A 16,437-nucleotide genomic window follows, 5' to 3' on the forward strand; every position below is an offset into this window, starting at 1 on the left:
TCCGTCACATGGTGTGCAGCAACGGTCGGGTCCGCCTGGTCGAGCCGACCATTGCTGCTCACGAACGCGGCGGCGGCCGCTACGCGGCCACGAGGTACTCGTCCCACTCCGCCTGGGGGCGCTCGATGCCGCGCACGACCCACGAGGACCCGTGCGGCACCTTCGGCGGGAACCGGAGGCGCCACCCCATCTCCTGCGGGGTGCGGTCACCCTTGGTGTTGTTGCAGGCCAGGCAGCAGGCGACGAGGTTCTCCCACGAGTCCTGCCCACCGCGCGACCGCGGCTGCACGTGGTCGATCGTGGTGGCGTGCCGGCCGCAGTAGGCACAGTGGTTGCCGTCCCGACGCAGCACACCGCGACGGGACACCGGCACGAGTCTGGAGTGCGGGATGCGCACGTAGCGGGTGAGGATGATGACGGACGGACGGTCGTAGCTCGACGTCGACCCGGTGACCGGGTGTTCGACGTCGGCGGCGACGATGGCGGCCTTCTGGTTCATGACCAGCACGAGGGCTCGTCGGAACGAGATCACCGCGAGGGGCTCGTAACCGGCGTTGAGGACGAGAGTGCGCATGGGTTCCCTTCCGACGTGCCTGGACGGCTTCCAGGCGCTGCGGGTGCGTCGGGCCGACGACGCGAACGGGTGAGGACGACCTGTTCACACCCCTGGAACCACGAAGAGCACCACCCGGATGGGCAGTGCTCTCGTCATGCAGGGGCGTGCTGGTGCACGCAGGCTGTGCTCGACCATATGTCGACGCGCGCGCGCCGACCCATGGTGCGGGTCGTGCGGAACATCGACATGAGGGTCTCCTGTTCGCGCCGGTGCGGACCGGTGCAGCGTCAGGTTAACCCAGAAACCGGCCCGGCACGAGGGTGTGCGGGCCGGTTGTGGAGAAGTTCACACTCCCCCGTGGGCAGTGTTCGCTAGATGCCGAAGCGGACGATGTGGTAGTCGCTCGTCCAGATCGGACGGATCTGCACGGTGCCGCCGGGCTTCGGGGCGTCCATGATCATGCCGTTCCCCATGTAGAAGCCGTCGTGCGCCTCGTTGTTGAAGATGACGACGTCTCCGGGCTGCGCCTCGGACTCGGGGATCGTGGTGCCGGCCTGGTCCTGCAGCGGCACCGAGTGCGCGAGGTCGATGCCGTACTGGGCGTACACGAACATGATGAAGCCCGAGCAGTCGAAGCCCGACGGGTCCGCGCCACCGAAGACGTACGGGGTGCCGATGTACTGCTTGCCCGTGGCGGCCACGGCCGGCAGCGAGAACGGGGTGTCGGCGGCGGAGGAACTGGCCGCGTACTCGGCAGCGGTGGGCCCGGTGTACGAGGAGTACTGCTTCGCGGTCGCGGCGCGGGCGGTCTGGGTCTGCTCGGCCTGCTCGGCGGCTTCCTTCGCTGCGGCGGCCTGGTCGGCGGCGGCTTGCTTCGCGGCCTTCTCGGCGTCGAGCGTCGCGGTGGAGGTCGCGCCGAAGCCGTCGCGGCTCGTGTCGGCCAGAGCCACGGCGTCCGAGACCGACAGTTCCTGGCTCTGCGTGGCACGGGCCTGACGCTGGGCGTCGGCGACGGCGGTCGAGTTGCTGGAGGTCGTCGCGGCGAAGGCCGGGGCGACCGCGACCGTACCGAACATGCCGGCGGCCACGGTGAGGACGACCGGCGCGAGGAACCTGCGCTTCCGTGACGTCGCGCTCGCCTTGGCGACGCTCGCGGCGGTCGCGGCCTGCGCGGCACGACGGCCGCCGGGCAGCGGGGCGGAGCGCACCGGCACGACCTTGCGGACCGGTCGGCCCTCGGCCTCGCGCACGGCCCGCCGGGTGAGCGGGCTGGTGGTGGCGTTCTCGGTGTTCGTCGGGTTCACGGGCGTCTGGTCGTCCGCGGCGGTACCGGTCTGCGTCAAGAGGTGGGTCTCCGGCGTCTCGTCATCACGCCGCCGTGGGTGTCCGGCGTCGTGCAACCCCATCCGTTCGTCATCGTTTCCGATCGAGGCAGGAGACGGGTTCGAGACGTCCTGCCACGGGTCTCCGGCTCAGGGGCAGCGCGGGGACTCGGACGAGTGTACGGAGGCGTCGTTACCGAGTCGAGACAAAACGCCCCGCAGGTAACGAAACGGTAAACACTCTCAGGGAGTGCCGGGAGCGGTCAGTCTCGCTCGATGTAGACGTGCTGCGCGACCTCGATGGGCAGCTCGATGCCGGACTCTTCGCCGTCGACACGGACCGCGACGTAGGCGCCGGCGCGCTGCACGCTCGCCACCCGGCCGGGCATGACACCGGCGGTGCGGAGCTGGTGCAGGAGTTCGGGCTCGAACTGCACGGGTTCGCCGAGGCGTCGGATGACCCCGGTCGCGACGGCGTCGGTGCCCTCGGTCGCGGCGACGATGTTCTGGACCCCGTCGAGGAACCCGGCAGCCGCGGGGCCGCCGATCTCGGGCAGACCGGGGATCGGGTTGCCGTAGGGCGACTCGGTGGGGTTGCCGAGCATCTCGAGCAGCCGGACCTCGACCTGCTCGCTCATGACGTGTTCCCAGCGGCAGGCCTCGTCGTGCACGAAGGCCCAGTCGAGCCCGATGACGTCGGCGAGCAGACGCTCGGCCAGACGGTGCTTGCGCATCACGTGGGTGGCGCGGGAACGGCCCTCGTCGGTGAGCTCCAGGTGCCGGTCACCCGAGACGACGACCAGGCCGTCGCGCTCCATCCGGGCGATGGTCTGCGAGACCGTCGGGCCCGAGTGTCCGAGGCGCTCGGAGATGCGCGCGCGCAGCGGCACGATCGCCTCTTCCTCCAGGTCGAGGATGGTGCGAAGGTACATCTCCGTGGTGTCGACGAGATCGGTCACGGTCCGCCTCTCATGTCTGGGCCCAGCGCCGACCACACTACTTGTTCGCACCGACGATCACCGACCGGCGCCCGGGTGCACGTGAGAAAGGGTCATCGGACGCGGTGGACGGGTGCGCCTGACCCTCCCCGTCCGGCCGGTACACGGGCGGGAGCGGTCGGATCGTCGTCGTTAGGATCGGTGCATGGCAGACATCGTCATCCCGGCCGAACTCCTCCCCACCGACGGTCGCTTCGGCTGCGGCCCGTCGAAGATCCGCGGCGCACAGCTCGAGTCCCTCGTGACGCGCGGCGCCACGATCCTCGGCACCTCGCACCGCCAGAAGCCCGTGAAGGACCTGGTCGGCAGCGTCCGCTCCGGTCTCGCCGACCTGTTCCAGGTCCCCGAGGGCTACGAGGTCGTCCTCGGCAACGGCGGCTCGACCGCGTTCTGGGACGCCGCCGCGTTCGGCCTCATCGAGCGCCGTGCCGAGAACCTGTCGTTCGGCGAGTTCGGGTCGAAGTTCGCCAAGGCCGCAGCGGCCCCGTGGCTCGAGGCACCGCACGTCGTCGAGGCACCGGGTGGCTCCCTCGCCGCACTCGAGCCGGTGGAGGGCGTGGACGTCTACGCCTACCCGCACAACGAGACCTCGACGGGTGTCATGGCCCCCGTCGTCCGCGCGGCCGGTGACGCCGGCGCCCTCACGGTCGTCGACGCGACCAGTGCCGCCGGTGGCGCCCTGTTCGACGTCAGCGCCACGGACGTCTACTACTTCGCCCCGCAGAAGAACTTCGCCTCGGACGGCGGCCTGTGGCTCGCGCTGCTCTCCCCCGCCGCGATCGAGCGGATCGAGCGGATCGCCGCCTCCGGCCGGTACATCCCGGAGTTCCTGTCGCTCAAGAACGCCGTCGACAACTCGCGCCTGGACCAGACGCTGAACACCCCGGCGATCTCCACGCTGCTGCTGCTCGACGAGCAGGTGCGGTGGATGAACGAGTCCGGTGGCCTGGCGTGGGCGGACCTCCGCACCAAGACGTCGTCGTCGACCATCTACGACTGGGCCGAGGCGAGCGACTACGCCACCCCGTTCGTCACCGACCCCGCAGCCCGGTCGCAGGTCGTCGCCACGATCGACCTCGACGACTCCATCGACGCCAAGGTCGTGGCCGCGACCCTGCGCGCCAACGGCATCGTCGACACCGAGCCGTACCGGAAGCTCGGACGCAACCAGCTGCGCGTCGCCACGTTCACCGCCATCGACCCGGACGACGTCGCGAAGCTCGTGCGCGCGATCGACTTCACGGTCGACGCCCTGCGCTGACGTTCTCCCAGCGCTGACCCGCGCCCGGAACGAGGACGGGCCCGGCACCACCGCATCGGTGGTGCCGGGCCCGTTCGTCGGTCCGGGTGGGTCAGGCGCGGTGGAAGCCCGGGTCGGCCTCGCCGGCGTCGAGCCGGTCGACCTCGAGATCGGCGTCGGGCTCGAACGGCTGCACGCGGCGGGCACGACGACGGCCACGGGGCGGCTGCGGGGCCTCGTCCTCGGGGGCGTCGTCGGCAGCTGCGGCGTCGGCGGTGTCGCTCACGTCGGCGAGTGCGTCGACGTCCACGCCCTCGATGTCGTCGTCGTCCGACTCGTCGAGGTCGTCCTCGTCGGCATCGAAGTCGTCATCATCGTCGTCGTCGGACTCGTCGTCGTCCTCGTCGTCATCCGAGTCGTCGTAGTCGTCGTCCTCGTCATCCGAGTCGTCCTCGTCGGAGTCGTCCTCGTCATCCGAGTCGTCGTCGAAGTCATCGTCGTCCGAGTCGTCCTCGTCGGAGTCGTCCTCGTCCTCGTCCTCGTCCTCGGACTCGTGCTCCTGCGCCGCCCGGTACTCCGCCAGACGCTCGGACCAGGGCACCCACTCGGGCGCGACGAGCGAGCCGTCGCCGGGCATCAGCTCGACCTCGAGCACGGTCGGCTCGTCGTCGCCGATCTTGGCGACGCTGACGGTCCAGCGCCACCCGGGGTAGCCGGGCAGCCGGTTGGCGAACAGGACGGACACGACGCCGTCCCCTTCGTCCACGGTGCCGACGGGGGCACCGACCGTCGACTCGGGGGTGACCTCGAGCAACGCCTCGCGCGCCAGGTCGGTGTAGTCGGGAAGGGCGTCGGCCCCTGCTGTCTCGGACTCGGTCATGGGGTCACGCCTCCAACTGGTCTGCGACGTGCCGCAGGATGGCGGCGATGCGATCGCCGTTCTTCGGGTAGCGGCCGTGGCGGAGGTCTCCGCTGATCCGGTCGAGTTCCTTCACCAGGTCCTCGACGATCACGGCCATGTCGTCCGCGGAGCGACGGGTCATCCGGGACAGCGACGGCTGGGGTTCGAGCAGCCGCACGGACAACGCCTGCGACCCCTTCTTCCCCTGGACGACGCCGTACTCGAGCCGCGTGCCGGCCTTGACGGTCACGACGCCGTCGGGCAGCGAGGACGCGTGCAGGAACACCTGGTCGCCGTCGTCTCCGGTGATGAAGCCGAAGCCCTTGTCGTCGTCGTAGAACTTGACCTTGCCGGTGGGCATGCGTGGACTCCTCGAGGTCGTGGTACGGCCGTGGTGCGTCGGATATCCTGGGTCGATGGCCAATCCGACCCGATCAACCGGGAACCCGCAGGATTCCGCAGAACCCCCGGTGACGTTCAATCGTACCGAACGCGCTCTGGCGTTCATGATCGGTGGGATCATCATCCTCGGCCTGCTCTGCTTCGTCGCGATGATCATCATGTGGCTCACCGCGCCCACCGCACGGGGTTCGATGCCGTGGCCGGTGATCATGGCCATCCCGCTCTTCGGCTTCCCGATCGCCATGGTGCTGGTCTTCACGCTCCTCGGCATCACCTGGACACGTCGCGCACGAGCGAACCGGACGGCTCGCTGACGTCCGCCCCGGACGCTGGCACCGGACGATGACGACCACCGCCGACCTCGCCGCCCGACTCCGGGCGATGCCGGACGACGCGCTCGAGCGCCTCGTCGCGGCGAGGCGACTCCCCACCGCTGCACTCGCCGAGACGGGCCCGCAGCGCATCACCGACTTCTTCGACCTCGCCGAGGCGCTCCGCACCGACGACGCCGTGGACGCAGCCGTCGAGCACCTGCCGCGCGCCACGATCCTCGCGTTGCGTGACGGCGGCGCCGTCGACGCGCTCGGCCCCGCGATCGCGCTCGGCCTCGCCGACGAGGACGGCGCAGTCGACGACGCGGTCGCCACACGCGTGGCCGCCCACCCCGACCTCGCCTCGCTCGACGAGCAGCCGGGAGGCCCGGAGCAGGTCCGCCCCGCTGCTCCCGCCTTCGACGTCACGGCGCTCGAGCGTGCACGCACCACCGGCGCGGAGCAGGCGTTCGCGACGATGACCGTGCTCGCCGAGCTGCTGCGCGCGGTCGACGCCGGCGCCGTCCGTGAACTCGTCAAGGGCGGGATCGGCATGCCGCTCGCCCGCACCCTCGCCGAGCGCATCGGCACCGACGCCGAGCTCGTCGCCGGTCGCCTGGCGCTGCTCGACGACATCGGGTTCGCCGATCCCGACACCGGCCGGTGGATCGTCACCGACGCCGGCCACGCGTGGCTGCTCGCCGGCTGGCCGGAGCGCTGGGTCTCGCTGGTGTCGGCGTGGTCGGACACGCTCCCGCCCGCCGTGCATCAAGTCCTCGAGCTGGCCGACGGCGACCTCCGCGACCTCGTGCCGCTCGGGCGCTGGGCGTACCCGGCGGGGTCCCGCTGGCTCGACGCCCTGCTGCTCGACGTCGCCGGCACGGCGGCCTCGCTCGGCCTGGCCGTCGACGGGATCGTCACGAGCACCGGCCGGGCGCTCCTCGACGGCGACGCCGAGCAGGCCGCCGACGACCTGCCGGGCACCGTGGAGCGGGTCTACCTGCAGCACGACCTCACCGTCATCGCCCCTGGCCCGCTCGCTCCGGTGGACGACGACGCCCTGCGCACCGTCGCCGTGCTCGAGGCACCGGGACTCGCGGCGCGGTACCGGATCTCCGAGGACACGCTCCGTGCTGCCTTCCGGGCCGGACACTCCCGCGACGACCTGCTGACCCTGCTCGGGCGGCTGTCGGCCACCGGGATCCCCCAGCCCCTCGCCTACCTGATCGACCAGGTGGCCGGACGCGACGGCAGCATCGTCGTCGACCGCGGACCGGGCGGCGTCGGGACCGAGGTCCGTGGCACCCCCGACCAGCTCGACCTCGTCGGGGTGGACGCCGAACTCCGGCAGCTCGCGTGGGAGCGACCCGACCTGACGACGCTGACCACCCGCTACCCACCGCACGTCGTGCACTCCGCGCTGGAGGACCAGCGCTACCCGGCCGTCCTGACGACCGCAGCCCGCCCCGAGACGCACCACGGGCCTCCCGGCCGGCGCAGCCACACCGGACGTTCGCCGGAGCAGGCGGCGCAGGCACTCGTCGAACGACTCCGCCTGACGACGCAGCGGGGCGACGCGGAGCCGGAGCAGGAGTGGCTCGGTCGGCAGATCGACCTCGCCGTGCGCGGACGGACGCCGATCCGTGTGACCGTACGGATGCCGGACGGCTCGGAACGGCCGTTCTCGATCGTGCCGACCTCGGTCGCGGCCGGACGGGTCCGCGGGCGGGACACCGCCGTCGACGTCGAACGCACCCTGCCGCTGTCGCTCGTCGTGTCGGTCGAGAGCGACGCCTGAGCCGCGGTCACCCGCACGCAGGCGGCGACGGCTAGGCTGGCAGGTCATGAACGGACCGCTGATCGTGCAGAGCGACCGCACCGTGCTCCTCGAGGTCGCGCACCCCGACGCCGAGGACGCACGCCACGAGCTCGCGGCCTTCGCCGAGCTCGAGCGCGCTCCCGAGCACGTGCACACCTACCGGATCACCCGCCTCGGACTGTGGAACGCGCGCGCCGCGGGCCACGACGCCGAGGCGATGATCGCCACCCTCGAACGCTTCGCGAAGTTCCCCGTGCCGCAGAGCGTCACGGTCGACATCCGCGACACGGTCTCGCGCTACGGACGCCTCGTGATCCGGCGCGAGGAGCGTCCCGACGCCCCCGTCATCGCGAACTCCCCGACCGAGGAGCTCGAGCAGCTGCCGGTCCTGCTCCTCACCGCGGAAGACCCGTCGGTGCTGGCCGAGGTCATCCGGTCGAAGCGCATCAAGCCGCTGCTCGGTGACATGCGGTCCCCGTCCGAGGTCGAGCTGCAGCCGTGGGCGCGCGGGCAGATCAAGCAGGAGCTCGTGAAGCTCGGGTGGCCGGCAGAGGACCTGGCGGGCTACACGCCGGGGCAGCCGCACCCGATCGACCTGGACACCGCCGAGTGGCACATGCGGCCGTACCAGGAGCAGGCGGTCGACACGTTCTTCGCCCAGGGCTCCGGCGTCGTCGTGCTGCCCTGTGGTGCCGGCAAGACCCTCGTCGGCGCCGGTGCGATGGCGACCGTGAAGGCGACCACGCTCATCCTCGTGACGAACACGGTCTCGGCGCGGCAGTGGCGCACCGAGCTCCTCAAGCGCACGACCTTGACGCCGGAGGACATCGGTGAGTACTCGGGCAGCGTCAAGGAGATCCGGCCGGTCACGATCGCGACGTACCAGATCCTCACCGCCCGCCGGAAGGGCGAGTACACGCACCTGTCGCTCCTCGACGCCCTCGACTGGGGCCTCATCGTCTACGACGAGGTGCACCTGCTGCCGGCGCCGGTGTTCAAGCTGACCGCCGACCTGCAGGCTCGCCGACGCCTGGGTCTCACCGCCACGCTCGTGCGCGAGGACGGCCGCGAGGGCGACGTCTTCTCGCTCATCGGGCCGAAGCGCTACGACGCCCCGTGGAAGGAGATCGAGGCGCAGGGCTACATCTCGCCGGCCTCCTGCTACGAGGTCCGCATCGACCTGCCGCACCAGGACCGCCTGGAGTACGCGGCGTCGAGCGACGACGAGCGCTACCGGCTCGCCGCGACGTCCCCGGCGAAGACCCCGGTGGTGCGGGAGCTCATCGAGAAGCACCGCGGCGAGCAGATCCTGGTGATCGGCCAGTACATCGACCAGCTCGACGAACTGGCCGCGTCACTCGACGCCGCGGAGATCACCGGGGCGACGCCGGTCGACGAACGCGAACGGCTGTACGACGCGTTCCGGTCCGGCGAGGTCGACGTGCTCGTCGTCTCGAAGGTCGCGAACTTCTCGATCGACCTGCCCGACGCCACCGTCGCCATCCAGGTGTCCGGATCGTTCGGATCACGGCAGGAAGAGGCGCAGCGGCTCGGTCGGCTCCTCCGTCCGAACAAGGACGGCCTGCCCGCGTCGTTCTACACGCTCGTGGCGCGGGACACCGTCGACCAGGACTTCGCGCAGAACCGGCAGCGGTTCCTGGCGGAGCAGGGGTACTCCTACACGATCCTGGACGCCGACCAGGTCCAGACGCCCGTGGGCTGACGCACGAACCGCTCTCAGGAAACCCCGAGGGAACGGTCAGAAGATAGAGCCATGAGCGATGGCCCCAAGATCCTGATCGTCGACGACGAGCCGAACATCCGCGACCTCCTGACGACCTCGTTGCGCTTCGCCGGCTTCGCCGTGCGTGCGGTGGGCAACGGGGCACAGGCGATCTCCGCCGTGCTGGAAGAAGAGCCGGACCTCATCATCCTCGACGTGATGCTGCCCGACATGAACGGCTTCGGCGTCACCAAGCGCCTGCGGTCGTCTGGCTACACCTCGCCGATCCTGTTCCTCACGGCGAAGGACGACACCGAGGACAAGATCACCGGCCTCACCGTCGGCGGCGACGACTACGTCACCAAGCCGTTCTCGCTCGACGAGATCGTCGCCCGCATCAAGGCCATCCTCCGTCGCACGATGAACGACGAGGAAGACGCGATCATCCGCGCCGGTGAGCTCACGATGGACCAGGACACGCACGAGGTCACGATCGGCGACGCGCAGATCGAGCTCTCCCCCACCGAGTTCAAGCTGCTCCGCTACCTCATGCTCAACCCGAACCGCGTGCTGTCGAAGGCGCAGATCCTCGACCACGTGTGGGAGTACGACTTCAACGGCGACGCCGGCATCGTCGAGAGCTACATCTCGTACCTGCGCCGCAAGCTCGACCAGTACTCGGCCGAGCCGATCATCCAGACCAAGCGCGGCTTCGGCTACATGCTGAAGGCGTCCAAGGCCTCGTAGCACCATCACGTCTTCACGGCGGTCGTCCGGTTTCACCGGGCGGCCGCTGTCTATCGTTGGGGCAGCATGCACACGCGAATGAACCACTGGTGGGACGGGATCTCCCTGCGCACCAAGATCACCGGGATCACGGTGCTCCTGGTCGCGCTCGGGCTGCTCGTCGCCGGGCTCGGCACGATGACGGTGCTGTCCACCTACCTCATGCAGCAGCTCGACAACACGGTCAAGCAGACGACCGAGCAGCTCGAGGGCCAGAACATCAGCGACGGCGAGCAGTACTGCAAGCTCTCCGTCGTGGTGTCGCAGAGCGCCTACGTCGCCGCGTACGACGCCGACGGCGACCAGATCTGCCAGACGCCCGCCTCCAGCCGACCCGACGTCCGCCAGGCGATGCTGGTCGACGCCGCCCAGACGAACCAGCGCGTCTCGCTCTACGACAGCCAGCACAACCACGAGTGGCGTGCGCAGATCATCCCGGCGTCCCTGCAGAACCAGTCCGACGGCACCACCGAGACCGGCTACGTGCTCATCGCCGTCTCGAGCGCCGGCACCGACGAGACGATCGCCAAGTTCACCGCGATCTTCCTCGGTTTCGGTGCATCGGTCATCCTGCTCGGCGCGATGCTCACCCGGCTGCTCGTCACCGCGACCTTCGACCCGCTGCGTGACGTCGAGGACACCGCCGCCCGGTTCGCCGCGGGTGACTTCAACCAGCGCCTCGAAGCCGACACCCCGAACACCGAGGTCGGTCGGCTCAACCGCTCCCTCAACGTGATGCTCGAGCGGATCGACTCGGCGTTCGAGGACCGCGACCGCACCATCGCCCAGATGCGCCGGTTCGTCGGGGACGCCTCCCACGAGCTCCGCACACCGCTCGTGTCCCTGCGCGGGTACGCCGAGCTCTACCGGATGGGCGCCCTGCGCAAGGAAGAGGACGTCGCGCAGGCGATGGAACGCATCGAGAAGGAAGCGCAGCGGATGGGCCTGCTCGTGCAGGATCTGTTGCAGCTCGCCCGGATCGACGAGTCGAAGCCCCTCGAGCTCGGCCCGGTCGACCTGGTCGCCATCGCACGCGACTCGGCGCTCGACACCATGGCCTCCAACCCCGACCGTGAGATCCAGGTCCTCGTCGAGGACGCCCTGACCGGCGAGAGCGTGCCCCAGGCGGTCCGTCCGTCGGGGACCTCCATCGCCTCCCCGGACACCGGCGAGGCACCGCCCGTGTCGCCGACCTCGGCGAACACCACCGGACCGATCGCGTTCTCGCGCCAGACGATCGCGCGCCTACGTGCCCGCCGAACCCGTGCGATGAACATCGACGCCGGTGCCGCCCCCACCGACGAGACCACCCCGCTGCCCACGGTCGTGCTGCCGAAGCGCCCGCCGATCGTCCTGGCAGAAGAGAACAAGATCCGCCAGATCGTCACGAACCTGATGGGCAACGCCATGCGGTTCACGGCGCACGACGACCCGATCGAGATCGGCATCGGCGTGGACGACGAGCGCGGCATGGCGCACCTCGACGTGATCGACCACGGCGAGGGCATCCCGCCGCAGCTGCGCGAGAAGATCTTCCAGCGCTTCTGGCGTGCCGACACCTCGCGCGCCCGGGACACGGGCGGCTCGGGCCTCGGGCTCGCCATCGTGTCCGGGATCGTCGCGGCGCACAACGGCTCGGTCGAGGTATTCGACACCGAGGGCGGCGGCGCCACCTTCCGCGTCTGGCTCCCCCTGCTCCCGCGCGACTTCGCCGCCTGACCCCCGCGGGGCCGGGCCCTCGCCCCTCGCCCCGAGGTTCCAAAATCTCGGCATCTCGGCGGGCTTGGCGTCATCGTCCGGAACCTCGTCGGCGGACGCACGGCGTGTTCTGGAACCTCGGTGACAGCGGGCCGCCAATGACCACGCCGCCCGCGCAGGATCAGGCTGATCGGAGGGTCCGAGCCTCGACCTCGCGTTGCACGAACGCCTGCCGGAGTCGCTCGAACAGGACAGCGGGACGCCCGGCATCCGCTGACGTCGCATGGACCACGATCCAGCCGTTGACCGCGAACCCGTTCGCCCGGCGCTGATCGTGATGGAACGTCCGGCGGTCGCGATGGTGGTCGCCGTCGTACTCCAGAGCGATCCGGAGTTCGGGCCACGCGAGGTCGGCGCGGCCGAGGAACCGACCGCGGTCGTCGACGACGTCCAGGTTGATCTCGGGTTCCGGGAAGCCCGCTCCCATGACGCCGAGGCGAAGACGGGTCTCCATCGGCGACTCCACAGCGGTGCGTACATCGTCGAGCGCCGCGCGTGCCCTCCGGGCCGCACGGCTGCCCGTCACGATCGCCGCCGCCAACCCGTCGACGGTCGCGAACCCGCTCGGACCAACGAAGAAGTCGCCGAGGACGACGAGTTCGACCGATGTGAGTACCGACGCGGACTCGAACCAGGCTCGCGCCGGAGGGCTCACCGGGATCCCGCGGACCCGGCTCGGCTGGAACCCCTCGAGCCGCAGCCGATGCGGGATGACCTGTGGGCGGCGCATGATCGGCGCTGTGCCGATGGCACTGACGTGGACCAGTTCGTCGTCCAGGCGGGACGGCAGGGGCGCACCCCAGAGCCGGGCCGCCGTCGTGTGGCTGATGAACTGGTCATCGCGGAGCACGAGCGCGATGGCTTCGACCAGGGTGATCGCGACCCCCGCTCGAGCGCGCACGCCGTGGACCGGGGACTGCAGATCGCGACGGGTCAACCTCGACGCGGGAACCCCCGCTGACAATGCCTCCCGCACGCGGAACGGCCTCGCTGAGTGTTCGTCGCGCAGTGCTCCGCTTGTCATGACGAGAGCTTCGTGCACGCGGCGCCGGAGTCGGACGCGTCCGGCCGCAACTGTGGAGAACGTCGCGGGACGGGCCTCCAGGCCGACGGGACCACGTGTTGAGCCGAGGTTCCAGGACACGCCGCCAGTCGGATGCCGAAGTGACACGCCTCGCTACCTACGGCGTTGGGATGCCGAGATTTTGGAACCTCACCGCCGCAAGCCGCCGCAAGCCCGCACGCCGCCCCCACGCTCCCGCCGCCGCCCACCCCCGCAAACACGGAAGGGCCCCGCACGCGCAGCGTGCGGGGCCCTTCCGTCAGGAGGACTAGAAGTCCATGCCACCCGTCGGGTCGCCAGCCGGAGCAGCAGGGGTGCGCTCGGGCTTCTCGGCGACGACGACCTCGGTGGTCAGGAACAGACCGGCGATCGACGCAGCGTTCTGCAGCGCCGAGCGCGTGACCTTCGCGGGGTCGATGATGCCGGCGGCGATCAGGTCGACGTACTCGCCGGTCGCGGCGTTGAGGCCCCAACCCGACTCGAGCTCGCGGACCTTGGCGGCGACGACACCCGGCTCGAGACCGGCGTTCAGCGCGATCTGCTTGAGCGGCGCGTCGATGGCCACGCGGACGATGTTCGCACCGGTCGCCTCGTCACCCTCGAGCTCGAGGGCCTCGAGTGCGACGGCACCGGCCTGGATGAGGGCGACGCCACCACCGGCGACGATGCCCTCTTCGACGGCAGCCTTCGCGTTGCGGACGGCGTCCTCGATGCGGTGCTTGCGCTCCTTGAGCTCGACCTCGGTCGCGGCACCCGCCTTGATGACGGCGACGCCACCGGCGAGCTTCGCGAGGCGCTCCTGGAGCTTCTCGCGGTCGTAGTCGGAGTCGGTCGCGTCGATCTCGGCACGGATCTGGCGGACACGGCCGGCGATCTGCTCGGCGTCGCCGGCACCCTCGACGATCGTGGTCTCGTCCTTGGTGATGACGACCTTGCGGGCACGACCGAGCAGGTCGAGCGTCGCGTTCTCGAGCTTGAGGCCGACCTCTTCCGAGATGACCTGACCACCGGTGAGGATCGCGATGTCCTGCAGCATGGCCTTGCGGCGGTCGCCGAAGCCCGGGGCCTTGACGGCGACGGACTTGAAGATGCCGCGGATCTTGTTCACGACGAGCGTGGCCAGGGCCTCGCCGTCGACGTCCTCGGCGATGATCAGGAGCTGCTTGCCCGCCTGGATCACCTTGTCGACGACCGGCAGGAGGTCCTTGATGTTCGAGATCTTCGAGTTGACGATCAGGATGTAGGCGTCCTCGAAGACGGCTTCCTGACGCTCGGGGTCGGTGACGAAGTACTGCGACAGGTAACCCTTGTCGAAGCGCATGCCCTCGGTGAGCTCGAGCTCGGTGCCGAAGGTGTTCGACTCCTCGACGGTGACGACGCCTTCCTTGCCGACCTTGTCGATGGCCTCGGCGATGAGCGCGCCGATCGTCGGGTCAGCGGCCGAGATCGACGCGGTCGCGGCGATCTGGTCCTTGGTCTCGATGTCCTTCGCGTTGGCGAGGAGCTGGTCGGAGACGGCGGCGACGGCCTTCTCGATGCCGCGCTTGAGCGACACGGGGTCGGCACCGGCGGCGACGTTGCGGAGGCCTTCGCGGACGAGCGCCTGGGCGAGGACGGTCGCGGTGGTCGTACCGTCACCGGCGACGTCGTCGGTCTTCTTGGCGACCTCCTTGACGAGCTCCGCGCCGATCTTCTCGTACGGGTCGTCGAGCTCGATCTCCTTGGCGATGGAGACACCGTCGTTCGTGATCGTGGGGGCGCCCCACTTCTTCTCGAGGACGACGTTGCGGCCGCGCGGGCCGAGCGTCACCTTCACGGCGTCGGCCAGCTGGTTCAGGCCGCGCTCGAGGCCACGGCGGGCCTCCTCGTCGAAAGCAATGATCTTAGCCATGTGGTTTTTCGTCCCTCCCGGACGTCGTCTTGGGGGTCGTGCTGGCACTCAGCGTGAGCGAGTGCCAACGCCGATTCTGGCACTCGCCGGGTGTGAGTGCAACACAGTCGGGAGGCTCGTGACGACTTCCCAGGCCACCTCGCGTCCGGCGGACCCCGCGCCACCGCCGCGGTCGCGCTCCCGGCACCGATCACCGCCCCGCACACGACGAACGCGCCGCCCCTGACGGGACGGCGCGTTCCTCGAAGTGGTCGTGCTCAGGCGGGGCGGACGGACTCTGCCTGCGGGCCCTTCGACCCGGTGCCGACGTCGAACACGACGGCCTGGCCCTCCTCGAGGACCTTGTAACCCGACATGTCGATGGCCGAGTAGTGCACGAACACGTCCTGGCCTCCTCCATCCACGGTGATGAAGCCGAAGCCCTTTTCAGCGTTGAACCACTTCACGGTTCCGTTGGCCATGATCTCTTGCTCCCTGGTACTGCAGTGCGGAACGACGTGATCGTCGTCTGCATGGGACTCTGACCGAACGGGCACGATCAGGCAAGAGGTGTGACGTTGTTTCACGTCGATTCCGTCAGAAATCAACGTGTTCGAAACACAGCCGTCACACAATGCGCGGAAAACGCGGCGCGACGACCGGCTCGACGTGGTGCCGCACCCGGTCAGCCGGTGTAGTCGGCGCCGAGGACGACGCTCACGTCGGCGTTCGGGAACGCCGCCGACTGCTGCACGGCCGTGACGCCGAGCTGCTTCGCGATGCCCTGCGCGACCGCAGCCTGCGACGCCTGCTGGTAGTAGACGATCGTCGACGTGGAGCCCGTCGTGCCGGCGTCTCCGGTGGAGGCGACCTGCCAGCCGGCGCCGGTCAGCGCCGCACTGGCCCGGCTGGCGAGCCCCGTGGTGGTCGTGCCGTTCAGGACGACGACGGTGGTCGTGCCCTGCTGCGCCGGCGTCGCGGCCGCGGCGCTGTCCGACCCCGCCGAACCGGAACCGGCGGACGAGGACGCGGACGGCTTCGACGTCGCCGAGGGCTTCGCGGTCGCGGACGCCGAGGTGGACGCGGACGGGGAGTCCGATCCGTTGAACGAGTAGCTGCCGTTCAGCAGTGCGAGCACGAGGACGCCGATGCCGACGAGGACACCGGTCGCGAGTGCCGCCCAGGCGAAGGCGATCCAGCCACGGCCGCGACGCTGGGCACCGCGGTGGGCACCGACCCGCGGGCCGTCGGCGACGTCGTCGAACCGGTCTCGGGGGAATCTCGTGCTCATCGTTCCTCTTCACGTCCTTCGGGAGCCGCACCGGGCGCGACGAAGCTGCGCGTGGCCCGGGCGCTGGTGCGCGCGTGACGGAGCCGCTGCAGCCGGGTGACGAGCTGCGGGTCGTACGCGAGTGCCGCGGGTGAGTCGATGACGCGGTTCAGCACCTGGTAGTAGCGCGCGGCCGACATCTCGAACTCCACCCGGATCTCCGCTTCCTTGGTGCGGTCGTGCCGTGCCCGGTCGTGCTCGAACGAGAGCACGCGCTTGGCGAGGTCACCGAGTTCGTCGACACGGCGGTCGTCGACACGGCGGTCGTCGACACGATGCTCGTCGACACGGCGTTCGTCGGTGGGGCTGGTCACGGCGGTTCCGATCACGTATCGGGTAACGGGTCTCGCACATCGTA

Annotated in this window: 16 protein-coding genes; 6 read left to right on the top strand and 10 right to left on the bottom strand. The window is 70.0% G+C overall.

Annotated features, from left to right (window positions below; translation table 11 throughout):
- Positions 1 to 79: 79 nt before the first annotated feature.
- The 3 genes from KK087_RS08205 to KK087_RS08215 form a co-directional block, all read right to left on the bottom strand.
- A complete protein-coding gene (locus tag KK087_RS08205; protein ID WP_027466591.1) occupies positions 80 to 574 on the bottom strand; it encodes an HNH endonuclease in 495 nt (164 codons plus the stop codon).
- 353 nt (positions 575 to 927) lie between these two features.
- Positions 928 to 1,899 (bottom strand): C40 family peptidase, encoded by a 972-nt coding sequence (locus tag KK087_RS08210; RefSeq protein WP_214564802.1) that lies wholly within the window; start codon positions 1,897 to 1,899, stop codon positions 928 to 930.
- Between the two features lie 242 nt (positions 1,900 to 2,141).
- Positions 2,142 to 2,837 (bottom strand): iron-dependent transcriptional repressor DtxR, encoded by a 696-nt coding sequence (locus KK087_RS08215; RefSeq protein ID WP_214528724.1) that lies wholly within the window; start codon positions 2,835 to 2,837, stop codon positions 2,142 to 2,144.
- 184 nt (positions 2,838 to 3,021) lie between these two features.
- Here KK087_RS08215 and serC point away from each other — a divergent pair, with 184 nt between their 5' ends.
- Positions 3,022 to 4,137 carry a phosphoserine transaminase gene (gene serC, locus KK087_RS08220; protein WP_214564803.1) on the top strand — a complete coding sequence of 372 codons (1,116 nt, stop codon included), beginning with the start codon at positions 3,022 to 3,024 and terminating at the stop codon, positions 4,135 to 4,137.
- A 91-nt stretch (positions 4,138 to 4,228) separates the two neighbouring features.
- Here serC and KK087_RS08225 read toward each other — a convergent pair whose 3' ends face one another.
- Both KK087_RS08225 and KK087_RS08230 read right to left on the bottom strand, forming a co-directional pair.
- Complete coding sequence (locus KK087_RS08225; RefSeq protein WP_214564804.1) at positions 4,229 to 4,996, bottom strand: DUF3027 domain-containing protein; 768 nt, start codon at positions 4,994 to 4,996, stop codon at positions 4,229 to 4,231.
- Between the two features lie 4 nt (positions 4,997 to 5,000).
- Positions 5,001 to 5,378: a cold-shock protein gene (locus KK087_RS08230; RefSeq protein WP_017888041.1), complete on the bottom strand. Its 378-nt coding sequence runs from the start codon at positions 5,376 to 5,378 to the stop codon at positions 5,001 to 5,003.
- Between the two features lie 109 nt (positions 5,379 to 5,487).
- Between KK087_RS08230 and KK087_RS08235 the strand changes: the two genes are divergently transcribed.
- From KK087_RS08235 to KK087_RS08255, 5 genes are all read left to right on the top strand, one after another.
- A complete protein-coding gene (locus tag KK087_RS08235; RefSeq protein WP_214528727.1) occupies positions 5,488 to 5,733 on the top strand; it encodes a hypothetical protein in 246 nt (81 codons plus the stop codon).
- A 28-nt stretch (positions 5,734 to 5,761) separates the two neighbouring features.
- Complete coding sequence (locus KK087_RS08240; protein ID WP_214564805.1) at positions 5,762 to 7,528, top strand: helicase-associated domain-containing protein; 1,767 nt, start codon at positions 5,762 to 5,764, stop codon at positions 7,526 to 7,528.
- A gap of 46 nt (positions 7,529 to 7,574) precedes the next feature.
- On the top strand, positions 7,575 to 9,272 hold the full coding sequence (locus KK087_RS08245; RefSeq protein WP_214544254.1) for a DNA repair helicase XPB: 1,698 nt from the start codon (positions 7,575 to 7,577) through the stop codon (positions 9,270 to 9,272).
- 51 nt (positions 9,273 to 9,323) lie between these two features.
- A complete protein-coding gene (locus KK087_RS08250) occupies positions 9,324 to 10,019 on the top strand; it encodes a response regulator transcription factor (protein WP_017888045.1) in 696 nt (231 codons plus the stop codon).
- 66 nt (positions 10,020 to 10,085) lie between these two features.
- Entirely contained in the window at positions 10,086 to 11,777 is a 1,692-nt protein-coding gene (locus tag KK087_RS08255) for a sensor histidine kinase (protein ID WP_214564806.1), read from the top strand.
- Between the two features lie 160 nt (positions 11,778 to 11,937).
- Here the strand turns inward: KK087_RS08255 and KK087_RS08260 are convergent, their stop codons facing one another.
- From KK087_RS08260 to KK087_RS17905, 5 genes are all read right to left on the bottom strand, one after another.
- Entirely contained in the window at positions 11,938 to 12,717 is a 780-nt protein-coding gene (locus KK087_RS08260; protein WP_214564807.1) for a putative endonuclease domain-containing protein, read from the bottom strand.
- 430 nt (positions 12,718 to 13,147) lie between these two features.
- On the bottom strand, positions 13,148 to 14,770 hold the full coding sequence (groL, locus tag KK087_RS08265; protein ID WP_214528732.1) for a chaperonin GroEL: 1,623 nt from the start codon (positions 14,768 to 14,770) through the stop codon (positions 13,148 to 13,150).
- A gap of 257 nt (positions 14,771 to 15,027) precedes the next feature.
- Complete coding sequence (locus KK087_RS08270) at positions 15,028 to 15,231, bottom strand: cold-shock protein (RefSeq protein WP_017888049.1); 204 nt, start codon at positions 15,229 to 15,231, stop codon at positions 15,028 to 15,030.
- 203 nt (positions 15,232 to 15,434) lie between these two features.
- Positions 15,435 to 16,040 carry a LytR C-terminal domain-containing protein gene (locus KK087_RS08275; RefSeq protein WP_214528733.1) on the bottom strand — a complete coding sequence of 202 codons (606 nt, stop codon included), beginning with the start codon at positions 16,038 to 16,040 and terminating at the stop codon, positions 15,435 to 15,437.
- Positions 16,037 to 16,393: a DUF3263 domain-containing protein gene (locus tag KK087_RS17905; protein ID WP_214528734.1), complete on the bottom strand. Its 357-nt coding sequence runs from the start codon at positions 16,391 to 16,393 to the stop codon at positions 16,037 to 16,039. Before KK087_RS17905 ends, KK087_RS08275 begins: the two co-directional genes overlap by 4 nt.
- Between the last annotated feature and the right edge of the window lie 44 nt (positions 16,394 to 16,437).

It is taken from the genome of Curtobacterium aurantiacum, assembly GCF_018598555.1.
Classification (GTDB): domain Bacteria; phylum Actinomycetota; class Actinomycetes; order Actinomycetales; family Microbacteriaceae; genus Curtobacterium; species Curtobacterium aurantiacum.

Bases quoted from the DNA above. Each gene is read 5' to 3' on its own strand.
- KK087_RS08205 (WP_027466591.1), bottom strand. From the start codon at position 574: ATGCGCACTCTCGTCCTCAACGCCGGTTACGAGCCCCTCGCGGTGATC.
- serC (WP_214564803.1), top strand. From the start codon at position 3,022: ATGGCAGACATCGTCATCCCGGCCGAACTCCTCCCCACCGACGGTCGC.
- KK087_RS08225 (WP_214564804.1), bottom strand. From the start codon at position 4,996: ATGACCGAGTCCGAGACAGCAGGGGCCGACGCCCTTCCCGACTACACC.
- KK087_RS08230 (WP_017888041.1), bottom strand. From the start codon at position 5,378: ATGCCCACCGGCAAGGTCAAGTTCTACGACGACGACAAGGGCTTCGGC.
- KK087_RS08240 (WP_214564805.1), top strand. From the start codon at position 5,762: ATGACGACCACCGCCGACCTCGCCGCCCGACTCCGGGCGATGCCGGAC.
- KK087_RS08245 (WP_214544254.1), top strand. From the start codon at position 7,575: ATGAACGGACCGCTGATCGTGCAGAGCGACCGCACCGTGCTCCTCGAG.
- KK087_RS08250 (WP_017888045.1), top strand. From the start codon at position 9,324: ATGAGCGATGGCCCCAAGATCCTGATCGTCGACGACGAGCCGAACATC.
- KK087_RS08255 (WP_214564806.1), top strand. From the start codon at position 10,086: ATGCACACGCGAATGAACCACTGGTGGGACGGGATCTCCCTGCGCACC.
- groL (WP_214528732.1), bottom strand. From the start codon at position 14,770: ATGGCTAAGATCATTGCTTTCGACGAGGAGGCCCGCCGTGGCCTCGAG.
- KK087_RS08270 (WP_017888049.1), bottom strand. From the start codon at position 15,231: ATGGCCAACGGAACCGTGAAGTGGTTCAACGCTGAAAAGGGCTTCGGC.
- KK087_RS08275 (WP_214528733.1), bottom strand. From the start codon at position 16,040: ATGAGCACGAGATTCCCCCGAGACCGGTTCGACGACGTCGCCGACGGC.